Here is a 17633-nt window from a genome sequence, read left to right on the forward strand (position 1 = left end):
GAAGTGTGATTGGCTTGAAGGAAGTCATTACATTAATAAAAGAACAAATTCAAAATTTGCCTATTATGTTTAGGGTATCTAAGTACCAAGACAAATCTGATTACCAAAGTCACTACTTAGGAATTGTCTGGGCTTATCTATATCCCATTATTCAAATCTTAATTTATTGGTTAGTTTTCGGTGTTGGATTAAAGAAGGGTACTTCTGGAAGCATTGATTATTTAACATGGATGGTTATTGGTATTACTCCATGGTTCTATATGAACAGTGTTACACTTGCTGCATCTAAGAGTATTTATACTCAAGTGGGAATGGTATCAAAAATGAAATTCCCAGTGAGTGTATTGCCTTCAATTAAGATTCTAACTAACTTAAGTTCATTCTGGGCTATGTTAGCTTGTTCAATTGTAATTGGATATTTAAAGGGTGGAGTATTGCCAAACATCTATTGGATTCAATGGTTATACTACTTCTTTGCAATGACATGCTGGTTGTTAGCATTTGGTATCTTTAACTCAACAGTTACTATCTTGATTAGAGATTACAGAATATTCTTACAATCTATTATGAGAGTATTATTCTACATGTCAGGGGTATTGTTTAATTTTGAAACTGATGCCTTTCCAGCTTTCTTCGTTAGATTCTTGCAATTAAATCCGTTCTTCTACATTGTTTCAGGATTTAGAGAATCTATGTTAGGAGAAGATTGGTTCTGGCAAAAACCATTACTAACATTAATTTTCTGGTTAACAGTATTATTCTTCTTACTTGTAGGTTCACATCTACATTACAAATTTAGATCACGCTTCGTTGATTACATTTAATTAGAGGGATTGAAATATTCGTTATGAAAATAAGTAAGAAAAAAATTAATAGATTTATAAAAAAGTTAATTAGAAAAGTCATTTCAACAATTAATAAAGTATTGATTCTTTTACCAGTTAAAAAGAATTCAGCTGTCTTTGAAAGCTTTCAAGGAAAAGACATCAATGATAACCCAGCTGCTATATACAACAAGTGGGTTGAAAAATATCCAGAATATAAAAAGTGGGCATACTTTACCGTAAGAAAGTCTGAATACAAAACTTTTAAGGCAATGTATCCTGACGTTAAGATGGTTAAGAAATTCATGCCTAAATGGGTATGGGTAATGGCCAGAGCTAATTTCTGGGTATTTAATTCTAGAACACCTAAATGGTGGAAGAAAAACTCAGGAACTGTATATATGCAAACTTGGCACGGAACACCATTAAAGAAATTAGGTGTAGACATTGAAAATGTAATGATGCCAGGTACTAATACTGAAAGATACAAACGTAATTTTACACATGAAGCACATCGTTGGGATTATTTAATTGCTCCTAATCAATATTCTAAAGATATTTTTGCAAGAGCATTTGATTTCAATAATCATTTTCTAGATATTGGATATCCAAGAAACGATGTTTTATACACTGACAACAATGCTGAAAATATTAGTCGATTAAAGAAAAAATATTTTGGCAGAGACGATATAAGAATCATTACATATGCTCCTACATGGCGTGATGATGACTATAAACGTAAAGGTGTTTATAATTTTGAATTTCAGTTTGATTTAGCTAAATTCTTCGATAATGTCGATGATGATACTATGTTAATCATTAGACCACACTACTTGGTTAAAGACCTTATTAATATCGAAGGATATGAAGATCGTGTTAAAATCATGGTGAATGAAGATATTAGTGACTTATATTTGATTTCTGATTTATTAATCACAGATTATTCATCAGTAATGTTTGATTATGCTAACTTAAAGAGACCAATGCTTTTCTATGCTTATGATTTAAAGCATTATGCAGGTGATATAAGAGGTTTCTACTTCGACTATAGAAGTGAATTACCTGGTCCTGTAGTTGAAAAGGAAGAAGATTTCTATAAAGCTATCAATCAATTTAACAAGAATCATAAATTTGATGAATACGATGATAAAATGGATAAATTTTATGATAAGTACTGTGGTTGGGAATCAGCTAATTCTTCTGAATTATTTGTAGATGAAATGAGGAAAATTAGCAATGGAAAATAAATTCATAATTGGTTCACATGTTAGTATGAATGGTTCCACCATGTTTTTAGGTTCTGCAAAAGAAGCTGAAAGTTATGGTGAAAATGCATTTATGGTGTACACAGGTGCACCACAAAACACTAGAAGAAAGCCTATTTCTGAATTAAGAGCAGATGAGGGAAAAGCATATATGAAGGAACATGGTATTGTAAGTACCGTTGTTCATGCGCCTTATATTATTAATTTAGGAAATGTTTCTAAACCACAAAACTTTAAATTTGGTATCAATTTCTTGCATGATGAAATTCAAAGAGCAGAAGCTATTGGTGCTTCACAAATTGTTTTACATCCTGGCTCACACGTTGGAGCTGGTGCTGATGCAGCAATCAAGCAAATTGCTGAAGGATTGAACGAAGTAATTGATCCTAATCAAAAAGTACAAATTGCTTTAGAAACTATGGCTGGAAAAGGTACTGAAGTAGGAAAAACATTTGAAGAATTGGCTCAAATTATTGATGGGGTCAAGAATAATGATAAATTATCAGTTACCTTTGATACTTGTCATACTAATGATGCAGGTTACGATGTTAAAAATGATTTTGATGGAGTTTTAAATGAATTTGATCATGTTATTGGCTTAGATAGATTAAAAGTAGTGCATCTTAATGATTCTAAGAATGATTTTGGAAGTCATAAAGATAGACATGAAATTATCGGCTTAGGAACTATTGGATTTGACTCCTTAAATTATATTGCCCATCATGATGCATTAGTAGATGTTCCTAAAATTATGGAAACTCCAGCTGTTAAATTAGATGGTAGTAAAAAGAAATTATCACCTCATTACTTTGAAGTTAAAATGTTAAAAGAACAATCCTTTAACAATAATTTGATGGATGACATTAAAAATCAATAAAAATAACCCTCTTAAATTATTTTAAATAACTTAAGAGGGCTTTTTTATTCCTTAGTATCTAAGTTAAGACTTTCCATAATGATTGTGGCAGTTTCTTCAATGGATTTATTATGCACATTGATTACTAGACAACCGATTTTTTTATATAGTTGATCAGCATAATCTAGTTCTTTTTGTATATGATCAGAATTTGAATAAGGTGTTTCTTCATTTAATCCATATGAAATCATCCTAGCTTGGCGAATTTTCTTTATATTGTTTGCATTGCTAGTTAATCCAAATATGCGTTCAGGATTTATGTTCCAAATTTCCTTTGGTAATTGAATGCTAGGTCCAATAGGAATATTGGAAACTTTTAATTGCTTGTTTGCCAAATATAGAGATAGCGGTGTCTTAGATGTTCTAGAAATACCTAATATAACAACATCTGCTTTATCCAAATTTTCAGGATTACTTCCATCATCATTTTCTACAGAAAATTCCATGGCTTCAATACGTTTAAAGTAATCTTCGTTTAAATTATGTGATAATCCAGTAGCTTTTTCTGGTAACGCACCAAGACGATTACTAATTATTTGCATAGGTCTTTGTAAGCAATCGAAATTTTGTAGTTGTTGTTTTTCACAAAATTCTTCTACTAATTTACTTAAATTTGTATTAGCAAGAGTATGAAAAATGACAGCTTGTTTTTGATTAGCAATTTTTAGAATTCCTAATAGCATAGATTCAGTAGTGATAAAGGGATATCTTTCATAAGAAATATTAGCATCCTCAAATTGAACCCCTGCAGTTTTAGCAACTTGCATGGCAGTTTCACCACTAGAATCTGATATGGCAAAAATAGTGATATTTTTCAAAAATATTCCACTCCTTTCTCCTGAATAAATTTTATCATAAAACTATCATATAATTTTAAAAGTTATATTGACGATGGTTATATTGTTTTGTATAATTATAGGGAACAGTTCAATTGAGAAAGATAACTGTTGTATTTTGAGCTCGGAGGGAGGGAATTTTCATATGTCAAAAACAGTCGTTCGTAAAAACGAATCTCTTGATGATGCTCTTCGTCGTTTCAAACGTACAGTTTCTAGAAACGGTACATTACGTGAATACCGCAAGCGAGAATTCTACGAAAAACCAAGTGTTAAACGTAAGTTAAAATCTGAAGCAGCAAGAAAGCGCAACAACAAGAAGAAAAGACGTCGCTTTTAATTATTAAAAACGTTCCTGTTATTTCAGGAACGTTTTTTTTAGAGAAACAGACAGGGGAGAAATTGTTATGAGTATTTCTGATAACTTAACTGAAGATCTAAAAAGTGCTATGAAGGCACATGATAAGAACGCTTTAAATGTAATTCGTTCTATCAAAACTGCTTTAACTAATGAAAAAATTCAACTGGGACATGATTTGTCTGACGACGAAGAATTAACAGTTATTTCTCGCGAAGTTAAACAATGTAAAGAATCTATTGCTGAATTTAAAGAAGGCGGTAGAGACGACCTTGTTGCTGAACAAGAAGAACAATTAAAAGTTTTGAATAAATATGCTCCAAAACAAATGTCTAAGGACGAAATCGACAAGCTAGTAGAAGAAACTATTAAAGAAGTTAACGCTTCTGCTATGTCCGATTTTGGAAAAGTAATGGGTGCAATTATGCCTAAGGTTAAAGGCAAGGCTGATGGTTCTGTAGTTAACCAATCAGTAAAGGCACACTTAGGATAATAAAAAAATCGCTTCTGTTTTTATGGAAGTGATTTTTTATAATACATATATATTAATATCTTTTTTAAAGTCAAAAACTGTGCTAATATTTGATTATCAACAAAAAAGGAGTCGCTATATTGACAGAAAATACTGAAGTAACTAAAGAATTTATTATTGAAAATTTAGATTTTGAACCTATGTTGTTAGGTGCACAAAATAGATACGTTACAATTCTTGAAGAAGGTATGGAAGTCTCAATTAATGCTTTTGGAACTAATGTAAAAGTTACTGGAAGCCAAGAGAATGTTAATAAAGTTATTTCGATTTTACAAAAACTAATGGGGTTAATACAAGGTGGAATCACATTAAATAGTAGTGATGTCGTTAGTGCTATGAATATGGCGAAAAATGGCACCTTAGATTATTTTGGTGAATTGTATAATCAAGTTTTAATAAAAGATTTCAAGGGAAAACCAGTCCGTGTTAAGAATTTCGGACAACGTCAATATGTTCAATCTGTTAAGCATAATGATATAACATTTGGAATAGGTCCAGCCGGAACAGGAAAGACTTATTTAGCAGTGGTTATGGCTATTGCAGCGTTGAAACATGGTGATGTTGAAAAGATAATCTTAACCCGTCCAGCGGTAGAAGCTGGTGAAAGCTTAGGATTTCTTCCTGGTGACTTAAAAGAAAAGGTAGATCCATATTTACGACCAATTTATGATGCGCTACATTCTATTTTGGGTCGTGAGCATACAGCTAGATTAATGGAAAGAGGAGTTATTGAAATTGCTCCTCTAGCATACATGAGAGGTCGAACCTTAGATTCAGCGTTTGTAATATTGGATGAAGCGCAAAATACTACTACTGCACAAATGAAAATGTTCTTAACTCGTTTAGGATTTGGATCCAAAATGATTGTAAATGGTGATATTTCTCAAATCGATTTACCTAAACATGCAAGTAGTGGTTTAGTGCAAGCAAGAAAGATTTTAGCGGATGTTGAAAAAATTAGATTTGTAATGTTTGATTCTAAAGATGTGGTAAGACATCCAGTAGTTGCTAGAATTATTGACGCTTATGAAGAATACAGAAATAAACAAGATAATAATTAGGGGTATTTAAAATGGATTTAGAAATTTACGATAAAACAGTTAAAGGTGTAGACCAAGAACACATTTCACTAGTAAATGATGTATTACAATTTGCTAGTAAATATTTGAAATTAAAAGATAATACAGAAATGTCAGTTACTTTTGTTAACAATGACAAAATTAGAGAAATTAACAAGAAGTATCGTGGTGTAGACCGTGCTACTGATGTTATTAGTTTTGCCATTGAAGATAATGATGAAGATGATTTTCCATTAATTATGGATGATGAAATGGCTTCTGAAATACCTGAAAATATCGGTGACATTTTCGTTTCTATCGATAAAGTAGGTGAACAAGCTGAATTTTTAAATCATTCATATGAAAGAGAATTAGGATTCTTAGTAGTTCACGGATTCTTACATCTAAATGGATACGATCATATGAAACCTGAAGATGAAGCAGTTATGTTCCCATTGCAAAGAAAGATTATGGATGAATATGGGCTTAAAAGATAACAAGCAAGTTGGAAAAAATAAGAGCTTTTTAGCATCTCTTTTTCATGCACTAAGAGGAATTGCAGCTTTATTGAAAAATGAACGAAACTTTCGATTTCATTTATCAGTAGCAGTAGTGGTAATTGTATTTTCCTTTTGGATGAAGATAAGAGTAACGGAATGGCTTTGGATTTTGCTAGCTATTTTTGCGGTGCTAATTGCTGAAGTTATTAATACGTTATGTGAATCAATTGTTGATTTAGTAGTAGGAAAACGTTATAACGAATTGGCTAAAAGAACTAAAGATATTGCTGCTGGTGGTGTGGTAATCGCAGTTATTTTTGCAGTAATAGTAGGGCTAATTATTTTCTTACCAGCTTTATTTAACTAAGTAAATGGAGGAACTATTATGGAATTCGATCCTAATTTTCATTCAGGATTTGTAGCAATTGTGGGGAGACCTAACGTTGGAAAATCAACTTTTCTAAACCGTATTATTGGTCAAAAAATTGCTATTATGAGTGACAAGTCACAAACTACTAGAAATAAAATTCAAGGTGTATACACTGATGATGAATCACAAATTGTCTTCTTAGATACACCTGGGATTCATAAACCTAACAATAAATTAGATGATTTTATGGAAAAATCAGCCTTCTCAGCGCTTAAAGAAGTGGATGCAGTACTATTTATGGTAAGTGCTACTGAAACCAGAGGAGCTGGTGATAATTTCATTATTAATAGATTGAAAAACATTGATAAACCTGTTTATTTAATCATTAATAAAATTGATGAAATTAATCCTAACAAATTATTGGATATCATGGATACTTATAAAAAGGCTTTGGATTGGAAAGAAGTATTTCCAATCTCTGCTTTACAAGGTAACAACATTAATGAATTGATGGATAACCTAAAAGAATTGTTACCTGCAGGTCCACAATACTATCCTGAAGATGAAGTTACTGATCATCCCGAAAGATTCATTGTTGCTGAATTGATTAGAGAAAAAATCTTAAAATTAACTAAGCAAGAAATTCCTTATTCAGTTGCTATTGATGTCTTAAGCATGAAGACAAAAGAAAATGGTAATGTTGATATTCAGGCAGATATTTTAGTTGATCGTCCTGGACAAAAGGGAATCTTAATTGGTAAGCAAGGTTCCATGTTGAAGAAAATTGGAACCTTAGCTAGACAAGATATTGAATCACTATTAGGAAATAAGGTCTACTTGAAATTATGGATTAAGGTTCATCCAGGTTGGCGTGATGAATCTTCTATTTTGAAGTCATTAGGATACAACAAGAAAGATAACTATTAAAAGTGGTTGGTGAATAACTATGAATTCACAAACTTATATGAATTTTCACGGCATTTTGTTATATAGAAAAGACTATAAAGAAAATGATATGTTAGTGAAGTTTATTACTGCTGAATCTGGAAAGAAAATGTTTTTCATTCGTGGTGCTAGAAAACGCGGATTTAAGATGATGGCAGATATTCTACCATTTACTTACGGAACTTATTCTGGAAAAATAAATAGCAACAGTCTGTCATATATATACAGTGCGTTAGATACTGATCATTATGAAAATATTAGCTCAGATATCTTTTTAAATGCATATGCTACTTATATCATGTCTTTAATAGATGCAGCATATCCAGATTCAGTCCCCATTTTGACTTGGTTTAATAAGTTGTTTGATGCCCTTAAATTAATTGATAATGGAATGGATCCAGCAATTATTACCAATATTTGTGAAATTCAATTATTGAGTCAATTTGGGGTTCAACCTGAATTGCGGGGATGTGTAATATGTGGAGAAACTAATTCGAACTTTGATTTTTCAGAAGCATATGGTGGATTATTATGCCAAAATCATTTTCATTTAGATCCACATAGATTACATTTAGACCAGAAAACTATTTATTATTTAAGAAAATTTTCGGTCATTGATTTATCCAAAATAAGTAAAATTAATGTAGGAGATACTACCAAGAAAAGTTTGCGACAACTTTTGGATAAAATATATAATGATTCTGTAGGAATTCATTTGAAAAGCAAAAGTTTCTTAGATCAAATGAATGATTTAAAATTATAGAATTGACTTTTTAAAAATTGTAAACTATTATTAAATTAAATGAATACGAATGGTAATGATAAAAGAGGGTCACTTAATCCTGTATCACAGCGAAGATAGGTTAGTGTAAGCTATCTATACGAATTAAGTGATTGGCACTTTTTGAACCAAAGAAATTAAGCTGCTGATGCTAATCAGAAGTAGGGTGGAACCGCGAAAAATCGTCCCTATGTGAACTGTATTTAACTATACTTTTTACATAGGTTTTTTTTATGCCATTCGTTCGTTAAATAGGAGGAAGTAAAATGACAGATAAGTTGTCAATGCAAGAGATTATTTTAAAATTACAACAATATTGGTCATCTAAGGGTTGCATGCTTATGCAAGCATACGATACTGAAAAAGGTGCCGGAACTATGAGTCCATACACTTTCCTTAGAGCAATTGGACCTGAACCATGGAAAGCTGCATATGTAGAACCTTCCAGAAGACCTGCTGATGGTAGATATGGTGAAAACCCTAACCGTTTATACCAACATCATCAATTCCAAGTTATTATGAAGCCTTCACCTGAAAACATTCAAGAATTATACCTAGATAGTTTAAAAGAACTTGGTATTAATCCTATTGAACACGATATTCGTTTCGTTGAAGACAACTGGGAAAACCCATCTATGGGTTGTGCCGGTGTTGGTTGGGAAATCTGGCTTGATGGTATGGAAGTTACTCAATTTACTTATTTCCAAATCGTCGGTGGTCAAGAAATGAACCCAGTAGCATCTGAAATCACTTATGGATTGGAACGTTTAGCATCTTATGTACAAGATGTAAATAATGTTTTTGATTTACAATGGAGTGATGGTGTTAAGTATGGTGACATCTTTAAAGAACCTGAATATGAACATTCTAAGTACAGTTTTGAAGAAAGCAATCAAGAAATGTTACTTAAGATGTTTGACGATTTTGAAGAAGAAGCCAAAAAACAAATCAAGAATGGTTTAGTTCACCCAGCATATGATTACGTATTAAAGTGCAGTCATACATTTAACTTATTGGATGCTCGTGGTGCAGTTTCAGTTACTGAACGTGCAGGATACTTATCAAGAATTAGACGTATGGCTAGATCCATTGCTAAAGCATTTATTGCTGAAAGAAAGAAACTTGGTTTCCCACTTATTAAAGATGAAAAATTAAGACAATCACTTCTAAAAGATGATGACAATAAGGAGGAAAAATAATGGCACATACATTTTTGCTAGAAATTGGATTAGAAGAAATGCCAGCTCATGTGGTAACTCCTAGTATCAATCAATTAGTTAAGAAAACACAAGATTATTTAAAAGAACAAAGAATTGATTTTGAAGACATTAAGCCTTTTTCTACTCCTCGTCGTTTGACTATTCAAATTTCTGGATTAGCTGACAAACAACCTGATGTTAATAAGACAGTTAAAGGACCTTCTAAAAAGATTGCTTTAGATGACGAAGGTAATTGGTCTAAAGCAGCTATTGGTTTTACTAAAGGTCAAGGTTTAACTACTGATGACATTACATTTAAGGACGTTAAGGGTACTGAATATGTATTTGTTGAAAAGCATATTGCAGGAAAAGATGTTAAAGATGTATTAATGGGATTGAAGGATGTTATCACAAGTATGACATTCCCAACCTTAATGAAATGGAACGTATATCATCTTGAATTTATTCGTCCTATTAGATGGATGGTTGCATTATTGGATAACGATGTTCTACCAATTCAAATCTTAGATGTTAAAGCCGGTAGAATTAGTAGAGGTCATCGTTTCTTAGGTAAAGATGTAACTATTGATTCAGCTGATGAATATGAAGACAAGTTAAAGAATGAATTTGTAATTGTAGATGCACAAAAGAGAAAAGATTTAATTGTTAAACAAATTAAACAAATTCAAGACGAAAACAACTGGGTTATTAACATTAATCCTGGATTACTAGAAGAAGTTAACAACTTGGTTGAATGGCCAACTGCATTCTTTGGTAAGTTTGATGAAAAATACTTACAATTACCTGCTGAAGTATTAATTACTTCTATGCGTGATAACCAAAGATTCTTCTACGTAAATAACCAAGATGGTGACATTCTTCCATACTTTATTTCAGTAAGAAATGGAAATAGTGAATACATCGAAAACGTGGTTGCCGGAAATGAAAAGGTACTAACTGCTCGTCTTGAAGATGCAATGTTCTTCTACCAAGAAGATCAAGCCAATGATATTGATTTCTATGTAAACAAACTTAAGAAAGTTAGTTTCCATGACAAGATTTCTACTATGTATGAAAAAATGCAACGTGTAGGAGTTATTGCTAAGGTTATCGGTCAACATGTTGGATTGACTGATGATGAAATGAAAGATGTTCTTCGTGCTGCACAAATTTACAAATTTGATTTAGTAACTGGTATGGTTGGAGAATTCTCTGAACTTCAAGGTGTAATGGGTGAAAAATACGCATTATTGAAAGGTGAAAATCCAGCCGTTGCTACAGCCATTCGTGAACATTACATGCCAATTTCTGCTAACGGTGACTTACCACAAACTAAAGTAGGTTCAGTTCTTTCATTAGCAGATAAATTTGATAGTATTTTAACTTTCTTTGCTGCTGGTATGATTCCAAGTGGTTCTAACGATCCTTATGCTTTAAGAAGACAAGCAAACGGTATTGTAAGAATTGTTGAAGATGAAAAATTAAACTTCAGTTTAACTGAGATGATGGAAACCTTTATTAGTGAAGAAAAAGCAGCTAATGTGGCTCCTGATTTAGATCAAAACAAAGAAATAAATGATATTGTAGAATTCATTAAGGACAGAATTGTAAAACAACTTAAATCTGATAAAGTAAGTCATGATATTATTGACGCTGCTTCTAATGCAACTAATGATAATATTGAATTCATTTGTGAAGTTGCTAATATGCTTTCTGATCACAAAGAAGACGAAGGATTTAAGGAATCAATTGAAGCTTTAACTCGTGTTATGAGAATTGCTGAAAAACAATCCTTTGATGACAATGACTTAAATGTTGATGAATCACTATTTGGCAATGATTCTGAAAAGAAACTTCACGACAGTGTTAATGCAGTTGCTGATGGTTTCTTCTCACTAAGTGCTAGTGATGAATACAAGAAGTTATTCAGTCTAAAAGATGTTATTAATGAATATTTTGATAATACTATGGTTATGGATAAGGATGAATCAGTTAAGAATAATCATTTAAGAGAATTAAATAAATTATCTAATATGATTAAATGGTTTGCTGATATGAATAAATTAATAGTTAAATAATATCGTAGACAAAACGATACTATGCTGTTAAAATCTTATCTACTGTTTAGATTTATCAGTATAAGAGTCGCACTTTGTAGTAAGTGCGACTTTTGTAGGTAAAGGGGTGAATGAAATGCCAATGATTCCAGAAGACGTGGTTGAAGATATTCGTAGTAAAACTAATATTGCGGATGTAATTAACCAGTTCGTATCATTAAGTAAATCTGGAAATAATCTATTTGGATTATGTCCATTTCATGAAGAAAATACACCATCATTTTCAGTTAATGAGCAAAAGCAAATCTTTCATTGCTTTAGTTGTGGACGTGGTGGAAACGTATTTAAATTTATTATGGAATTTGAGAATGTTTCATTCCCACAAGCGGTAATTAAAGTTGCTGATATGCAAGGAATTAAATTACCAGCACAATATACCAATGCAGATAATAGCAAATCTCATGTCAATCCAGTGGAATCTAAGCTAATTGATATGCATGAACAAACAGCTGAACTATACAATCATTTTTTGATGAACACAGATTATGGTCAGCATGCATTAGATTATTTGCACAAGCGTGGACTTACTGATGATACTATAAAATTTTATAAGTTAGGTTTCGCTCCAAGTAATAGAATTTTAAGTACTTTCTTGAAAAACAAAGGTTTTGACTATCAATCAATGCGTAAGTCAGGTCTTTTTCTAGAGTCTGATGATGGAGAATTAAGAGACAGATTTTTTAATAGAATAATGTATCCTATTAAAAATGAGGTTGGATCAATCGTTGGTTTTTCTGGAAGAGTCTTAGATAAAAGTGAAAGTCAAGCTAAGTATTTAAACAGTCCTGAAACTGAAATATTTAATAAACGTAAAATTTTATTCAATTTCTCTGATGCAAAAAATGCTATTAGGAAAGAAAAGACAGTTATTTTATTCGAAGGTTTTATGGATGTTATTTCAGCATATCAATCAGGTGTAGAAAATGGAATTGCATCTATGGGAACTAGTTTAACCAGAGAACAAGTTCATACCATAAATAGAATTACTAAGAAATTATACGTTTGTTATGATGGGGATGCGCCTGGACAAAATGCTATTAACAGAGCTTTGTCCTTGCTAGGAAATACTAAACTAGAGTTAGGCGTTATCCAAATGCCTAAAGGTGTTGACCCTGATGAGTATCGTAAACAAAATGGTGAAGAAAAATTTGCTGAATATATGAAATCAGCGCTTGAATCACCATTGTCGTTTAAGATGCGTTATTTGAAACTTAACCGTAATTTAGATAATGAAAATGATCAGTTAACTTATATAAATGATGTTTTAAAAGAAATTGCTAAATTACCACAACCACTTGAAAGAGATATTTACGTTAACCAACTTGCTGAACAATTTAATGTAAGTAAGTTAGATCTTACTAATCAAATGAATAAATTTATTCAAAGAGATGATGTAAGAAAACAAAGTGAAGAACCTCATGATAGTGGACAGACAAATGTCTCTTCATTTAATAATGTTAAATCCTATAGTAAAGTTGAAATTGCGGAAAGAAACTTATTTCACCGAATTCTTGATTCTAAAGAAATGTGGAATTACTTAATGACTAAAGATAATTTTGCATTTGTAGATGATAATTATGAACTTTTGTATACTTTAGCGCAGGGATATATGAAAGATCATGATGAGTATAATAGTGCTGAATTTCAAGACTTTATTAAGGATGAGAAGTTACAACATTTCCTAATTAATATTGAAATGACACAAATTTCTGAACATTCATCTTTTGAAGAGATTGATGATTATGTTAATATAATAATGACCGAAGCTCCGTTAGATGATCAAATTAAGCAAAAAAAGGCGGATCTAAATGAAGCGAAAAAGTTAGGTGATGTTGATAGACAAACCAAGTTGGCTATGGACATCATTGATTTACAACGAAAAAAGCAATTAAGTAATAAGGCTTAATTTAGGAGGCATTTTAATGGCTACAAAGAAATTAAATAAGAAAGAATTAAAAGAATCCACCAATGCTTTAATTAAGAAGCAAAAAAAGATCGGTCACGTTACCTATGATGACGTAAATGATACAATTGCGGTACCTTTTAAATTAACTAAAAAAGAAATGTACAAGTTACTAGAAAAAATTGAAGATGCCGGTATTAGTGTTGTAGACAAAAATGGGGAACCTGATCCAAGAGCTCTAGAAGCTGCTAAGCAAGTTACTCAATCAGAACTAAAGAATTCTTCTGCTGCTCCTACAGGAGTTAAAATCAACGACCCAGTTAGAATGTATTTAAAGGAAATTGGTCGTGTTCCATTATTAACTGCTGATCAAGAAGTTGAATTAGCACTTAGAATTGAAAAGGGCGATGAAGAAGCTAAGCAAGAATTAGCTGAAGCTAACTTACGTCTTGTGGTTTCCATTGCTAAACGCTATGTAGGTCGTGGAATGCAATTCCTTGATTTAATCCAAGAAGGTAACATGGGATTAATGAAAGCTGTTGAAAAGTTCGATTACCGTAAAGGATTCAAATTCTCTACTTACGCTACTTGGTGGATTAGACAAGCCATTACTCGTGCAATTGCCGACCAAGCAAGAACTATCAGAATTCCAGTTCACATGGTTGAAACTATTAACAAGTTAATTCGTATTCAAAGACAATTACTTCAAGATCTTGGTCGTGAACCAGCTCCTGAAGAAATTGGTGCTGAAATGGATATGCCTACACAAAAAGTTCGTAGCATTCTAAAGATTTCTCAAGAACCAGTTTCATTGGAAACACCAATTGGTGAAGAAGATGATTCTCACTTGGGTGACTTTATTGAAGATCAAGATGCAACTAGTCCTGCAGACCATGCTGCTTATGAACTTCTAAAAGAACAATTAGAAGGTGTATTAGATACTTTAACTGACCGTGAAGAAAATGTTCTAAGATTACGTTTTGGTCTAGATGACGGACGTACTAGAACTCTTGAAGAAGTCGGAAAAGTATTTGGTGTTACTCGTGAAAGAATTAGACAAATTGAAGCTAAGGCACTTAGAAAATTACGTCATCCTTCACGTAGTAAGCAATTAAAGGATTTTCTTGAATAATTAAAACTAAAACAGATGGCTTATGCCATCTGTTTTTTATTTGCTTTTACCGTTATAATATAAGTATTAAATAAGTAGAAAAGGTGTTTATATGGACGCAAACAAATTATCACAACGTTTAAAAACAGTGGCAGACTTTGTACCACAAAATAGTAGGGTTGCCGATATTGGGTCAGATCATGCTTATCTTCCCGTATATTTGTTGAAGAAAAATAAAATAGAGTATGGTATTGCCAGTGAGGTTGCCAAAGGACCTTTAGAAAACGCTAAACATGAAATTATGAGTGAAAATTTATCTGATTACATGGATACTAGATTAGCTGATGGTTTACTATCTATTCATCCCGAAGACAGAATTAATTGTGTTACTATTGCCGGAATGGGTGGAACCTTAATCAGAAGAATTTTAGAGCAAGGAAAGTCCCATCTAAATGGTAAAGAACTACTAGTTTTGCAACCTAACGTGGGTGAAGATAGATTAAGAGAATGGTTAATGCAAAATAACTATGAAATTGCTGACGAAAAGATTCTAAGAGAAGATGGTCACACTTACGAAATTATTCTTGCTAAAAAGACTAGTAAAAAAGTTGAATATACTCAACAAGAATTAAAATTTGGACCTTTCTTAATGCGCGAACATTCAGAAGTCTTCGTTGAAAAATGGGAAAACGAAATCCAAAGAATTAAGTCAGTTATTAAACAAATGAATCAAGCTAAACATGATAAACCTGTAGATAAAATTAAGATGATGAATGACGAAATTGATGAAATTAAAGAGGTGTTATAAATGAAAGCTATCGAATTAGTTAATCAATTTGAAAAATTTGCTCCAAAAAATATTGCAGTGGACGGAGATCCAATAGGATTACAGATTGGTAATTTAGATCAAGATGTTTCTAAGGTATTAGTCACATTAGATGTGAGACCTGAAGTAGTAAAAGAAGCTATTGATAAGGGATGTAATATGATTTTTTCACATCATCCATTAATGTTTAGACCAGCTAAAAACTTAGATTTAAGTAATCCACAAAATAAAATGTATGCCGATATTATCAAGCATGATATCGTAGTTTATTCAGCACATACTAATTTAGATAATGCTGAAGGCGGAATGAATGATTGGTTAGCTGAAGCTATGGACTTAAGAAATGTAGAAGGATTAGTGGACCAAGGTGAATATTTAGGTCATGAATATTACATGGGTAGAATTGGTGAGCTAAAAGAAGCTACTACAGTCTTAGATTTTGCGAAGAAATGTAAGGAATACTTTAACGTAGATGGACTTAGATTGGTAAGTCACGAGTTAGACCATCCGGTTAAGCGAGTTGCCGTACTTGGTGGAGATGGCGGTAAATTTTATTCAATTGCTAAGCAAAAGAAAGCTGATGTTTATGTAACTGGAGATGTTTATTACCACGTAGGGCATGATATGATTGCAAATCACATGTCTGTAGTAGATCCTGGTCACCATATTGAAAGTATTTGTAAACCATATTTAGCTGAAATGTTTAAAGAATGGGCAAAAGAGTTTGATTGGTCAGTAGATGTGATAGAATCTAATATAAATACAGATCCATATCTATTTATATAAGGGGATGCAACCATGTCAAAATATGAAGATTTATTACCTCGTTTTTTAAAATATGTAAAAATTAACACTCGTTCAGATGAAAATAGTAAAACCATTCCATCTGCATCACGTGAAACTGAATTTTTAAATCAACTAAAGGGTGAATTGGAAAATATTGGATTATCCAATGTTAGAACAAATGAACAAAGTGCTTATGTGTTTGCCACTTTACCATCTAATGTTGATTATGATGTAGCAAAGATTGGTTTTATTTCACATATTGATACAGCTGATTTTAATTCAGTTAACGTTAATCCACAAATCATAGATAATTATGATGGTAAATCCATTATTAAATTAGGTGATGGTGAATACAAACTAGATCCTAAAGTATTTCCAAGTCTAAATAAGTATAATGGACATACATTGATTACTACTGATGGAACTACTTTGTTAGGTGCCGATGATAAATCAGGTGTATCAGAAATAATTTCTTCTATGAAATATTTGCTTGAACATCCTGAAATTAAGCACGGAGAAATTGAAGTAGCATTTGGACCAGATGAAGAAATAGGTACTGGTTCTTTACAATTTGATGTGGATGATTTTGGCGCTGATATGGCATACACGGTAGACGGTGGTGCTGAAGGACAATTACAATATGAAACTTTCAACGCTGCAAGTGCTACAGTAACCTTTAAAGGTACGGATGTTCATCCTGGTGAAGCCAAAGATGTTATGGTAAATGCCGCATTATTGGCAATGGAATTTAATAGTTATCTACCTAAATATGAACGTCCTGAATACACTACAGATAGAGAGGGCTTCTATTTCTTAATTGATATGGAAGGTACAGCAGATAGCGCTAAGTTGTCATACATTATTCGTGATCATGATATGAATAGATTTAATGCTAGAAAAGATTACGTTAAAAAGATTGCTGCTGAAATGAATAAGCGTTTTGATGAAGAACGAGTACAAATTGATGTAAAAGATCAATATTACAACATGGCGGAAGTAATTAAGAAACATATGGAAGTAATTGATTTAGCTAAAAAAGCTATGACTAATGTAGATGTTAAACCAGATATTTTCCCTGTTCGTGGTGGTACTGATGGTTCTACTATATCTTTTAAAGGATTACCTACACCTAACTTATTTGCTGGTGGAGAAAACATGCATGGTAGATTTGAATATGTATCATTACAAACTATGGAAAAAGCTTGTGATGTAATTATTGAAATTGCTAAGCTTAATGCAGAAAAATAATTAGTCAGAAAAGGTCAAATTATTTTCATTTTATATTATCATTTGCTAAAATTTACCT

The 17633-nt window shown here is 32.0% G+C and carries 18 protein-coding genes; 17 read left to right on the forward strand and 1 reads right to left on the reverse strand.

The genetic code is table 11. The features are described from left to right. The first annotated feature begins 14 nt into the window (after positions 1–14). The 3 genes from D7I45_RS03075 to D7I45_RS03085 are packed head-to-tail and all read left to right on the forward strand — an operon-like array spanning position 15 to position 2966. Complete coding sequence (locus D7I45_RS03075; RefSeq protein ID WP_120784291.1) at positions 15–824, forward strand: ABC transporter permease; 810 nt, start codon at positions 15–17, stop codon at positions 822–824. Between the two features lie 23 nt (positions 825–847). Next, positions 848–2071, forward strand: a complete 1224-nt coding sequence (locus tag D7I45_RS03080; RefSeq protein ID WP_120784292.1) for a CDP-glycerol glycerophosphotransferase family protein — start codon at positions 848–850, stop codon at positions 2069–2071. Between the two features lie 25 nt (positions 2072–2096). Continuing rightward, positions 2097–2966: a deoxyribonuclease IV gene (locus D7I45_RS03085; protein ID WP_242446921.1), complete on the forward strand. Its 870-nt coding sequence runs from the start codon at positions 2097–2099 to the stop codon at positions 2964–2966. Between the two features lie 44 nt (positions 2967–3010). On the opposite strand, the gene D7I45_RS03090 is transcribed toward D7I45_RS03085, so the two are convergent. Further along, positions 3011–3823: a pyruvate, water dikinase regulatory protein gene (locus D7I45_RS03090; RefSeq protein ID WP_120784294.1), complete on the reverse strand. Its 813-nt coding sequence runs from the start codon at positions 3821–3823 to the stop codon at positions 3011–3013. 163 nt (positions 3824–3986) lie between these two features. Here D7I45_RS03090 and rpsU point away from each other — a divergent pair, with 163 nt between their 5' ends. From rpsU to pepT, 14 genes are all read left to right on the forward strand, one after another. Beyond that, positions 3987–4181 (forward strand): 30S ribosomal protein S21, encoded by a 195-nt coding sequence (gene rpsU / locus D7I45_RS03095; RefSeq protein WP_120784295.1) that lies wholly within the window; start codon positions 3987–3989, stop codon positions 4179–4181. 67 nt (positions 4182–4248) lie between these two features. After that, entirely contained in the window at positions 4249–4692 is a 444-nt protein-coding gene (locus D7I45_RS03100) for a GatB/YqeY domain-containing protein (protein ID WP_120784296.1), read from the forward strand. Positions 4693–4811: 119 nt separating this feature from the next. After that, positions 4812–5792 carry a PhoH family protein gene (locus D7I45_RS03105; RefSeq protein ID WP_120784297.1) on the forward strand — a complete coding sequence of 327 codons (981 nt, stop codon included), beginning with the start codon at positions 4812–4814 and terminating at the stop codon, positions 5790–5792. 11 nt (positions 5793–5803) lie between these two features. Further along, complete coding sequence (gene ybeY / locus D7I45_RS03110) at positions 5804–6286, forward strand: rRNA maturation RNase YbeY (protein WP_120784298.1); 483 nt, start codon at positions 5804–5806, stop codon at positions 6284–6286. Further along, positions 6264–6656, forward strand: coding sequence for a diacylglycerol kinase family protein (locus tag D7I45_RS03115; protein WP_120784299.1), 393 nt, complete (start codon positions 6264–6266; stop codon positions 6654–6656). The genes ybeY and D7I45_RS03115 overlap by 23 nt, the downstream gene beginning before the upstream one ends. A gap of 18 nt (positions 6657–6674) precedes the next feature. Beyond that, complete coding sequence (gene era, locus D7I45_RS03120; protein WP_120784300.1) at positions 6675–7586, forward strand: GTPase Era; 912 nt, start codon at positions 6675–6677, stop codon at positions 7584–7586. A 19-nt stretch (positions 7587–7605) separates the two neighbouring features. Beyond that, on the forward strand, positions 7606–8367 hold the full coding sequence (gene recO, locus D7I45_RS03125) for a DNA repair protein RecO (RefSeq protein WP_120784301.1): 762 nt from the start codon (positions 7606–7608) through the stop codon (positions 8365–8367). Positions 8368–8651: 284 nt separating this feature from the next. Then, positions 8652–9584, forward strand: coding sequence for a glycine--tRNA ligase subunit alpha (gene glyQ, locus D7I45_RS03130; RefSeq protein WP_120784302.1), 933 nt, complete (start codon positions 8652–8654; stop codon positions 9582–9584). Beyond that, positions 9584–11662, forward strand: a complete 2079-nt coding sequence (gene glyS, locus D7I45_RS03135; protein WP_120784303.1) for a glycine--tRNA ligase subunit beta — start codon at positions 9584–9586, stop codon at positions 11660–11662. Before glyQ ends, glyS begins: the two co-directional genes overlap by 1 nt. 115 nt (positions 11663–11777) lie before the next feature. Beyond that, positions 11778–13607 (forward strand): DNA primase, encoded by a 1830-nt coding sequence (dnaG, locus tag D7I45_RS03140; RefSeq protein ID WP_120784304.1) that lies wholly within the window; start codon positions 11778–11780, stop codon positions 13605–13607. Between the two features lie 16 nt (positions 13608–13623). Next, positions 13624–14736, forward strand: coding sequence for an RNA polymerase sigma factor RpoD (gene rpoD, locus D7I45_RS03145; protein ID WP_120784305.1), 1113 nt, complete (start codon positions 13624–13626; stop codon positions 14734–14736). A gap of 91 nt (positions 14737–14827) precedes the next feature. Then, positions 14828–15523 carry a tRNA (adenine(22)-N(1))-methyltransferase gene (locus D7I45_RS03150; protein ID WP_120784306.1) on the forward strand — a complete coding sequence of 232 codons (696 nt, stop codon included), beginning with the start codon at positions 14828–14830 and terminating at the stop codon, positions 15521–15523. Next, a complete protein-coding gene (locus tag D7I45_RS03155; protein ID WP_120784307.1) occupies positions 15524–16327 on the forward strand; it encodes a Nif3-like dinuclear metal center hexameric protein in 804 nt (267 codons plus the stop codon). A 12-nt stretch (positions 16328–16339) separates the two neighbouring features. Beyond that, positions 16340–17575, forward strand: a complete 1236-nt coding sequence (gene pepT, locus D7I45_RS03160; RefSeq protein ID WP_120784308.1) for a peptidase T — start codon at positions 16340–16342, stop codon at positions 17573–17575. Positions 17576–17633 lie beyond the last annotated feature (58 nt).

Origin of the sequence: Apilactobacillus bombintestini (assembly GCF_003627035.1) — a bacterium.
GTDB lineage: Bacteria > Bacillota > Bacilli > Lactobacillales > Lactobacillaceae > Apilactobacillus > Apilactobacillus bombintestini.

Excerpts from the sequence above, each read along its gene's own strand:
- D7I45_RS03080 (WP_120784292.1), top strand. The coding sequence starts at position 848 with ATGAAAATAAGTAAGAAAAAAATTAATAGATTTATAAAAAAGTTAATT.
- D7I45_RS03085 (WP_242446921.1), top strand. The coding sequence starts at position 2,097 with ATGAATGGTTCCACCATGTTTTTAGGTTCTGCAAAAGAAGCTGAAAGT.
- rpsU (WP_120784295.1), top strand. The coding sequence starts at position 3,987 with ATGTCAAAAACAGTCGTTCGTAAAAACGAATCTCTTGATGATGCTCTT.
- D7I45_RS03100 (WP_120784296.1), top strand. The coding sequence starts at position 4,249 with ATGAGTATTTCTGATAACTTAACTGAAGATCTAAAAAGTGCTATGAAG.
- ybeY (WP_120784298.1), top strand. The coding sequence starts at position 5,804 with ATGGATTTAGAAATTTACGATAAAACAGTTAAAGGTGTAGACCAAGAA.
- D7I45_RS03115 (WP_120784299.1), top strand. The coding sequence starts at position 6,264 with ATGAATATGGGCTTAAAAGATAACAAGCAAGTTGGAAAAAATAAGAGC.
- era (WP_120784300.1), top strand. The coding sequence starts at position 6,675 with ATGGAATTCGATCCTAATTTTCATTCAGGATTTGTAGCAATTGTGGGG.
- recO (WP_120784301.1), top strand. The coding sequence starts at position 7,606 with ATGAATTCACAAACTTATATGAATTTTCACGGCATTTTGTTATATAGA.
- glyQ (WP_120784302.1), top strand. The coding sequence starts at position 8,652 with ATGACAGATAAGTTGTCAATGCAAGAGATTATTTTAAAATTACAACAA.
- glyS (WP_120784303.1), top strand. The coding sequence starts at position 9,584 with ATGGCACATACATTTTTGCTAGAAATTGGATTAGAAGAAATGCCAGCT.
- dnaG (WP_120784304.1), top strand. The coding sequence starts at position 11,778 with ATGCCAATGATTCCAGAAGACGTGGTTGAAGATATTCGTAGTAAAACT.
- rpoD (WP_120784305.1), top strand. The coding sequence starts at position 13,624 with ATGGCTACAAAGAAATTAAATAAGAAAGAATTAAAAGAATCCACCAAT.
- D7I45_RS03150 (WP_120784306.1), top strand. The coding sequence starts at position 14,828 with ATGGACGCAAACAAATTATCACAACGTTTAAAAACAGTGGCAGACTTT.
- D7I45_RS03155 (WP_120784307.1), top strand. The coding sequence starts at position 15,524 with ATGAAAGCTATCGAATTAGTTAATCAATTTGAAAAATTTGCTCCAAAA.
- pepT (WP_120784308.1), top strand. The coding sequence starts at position 16,340 with ATGTCAAAATATGAAGATTTATTACCTCGTTTTTTAAAATATGTAAAA.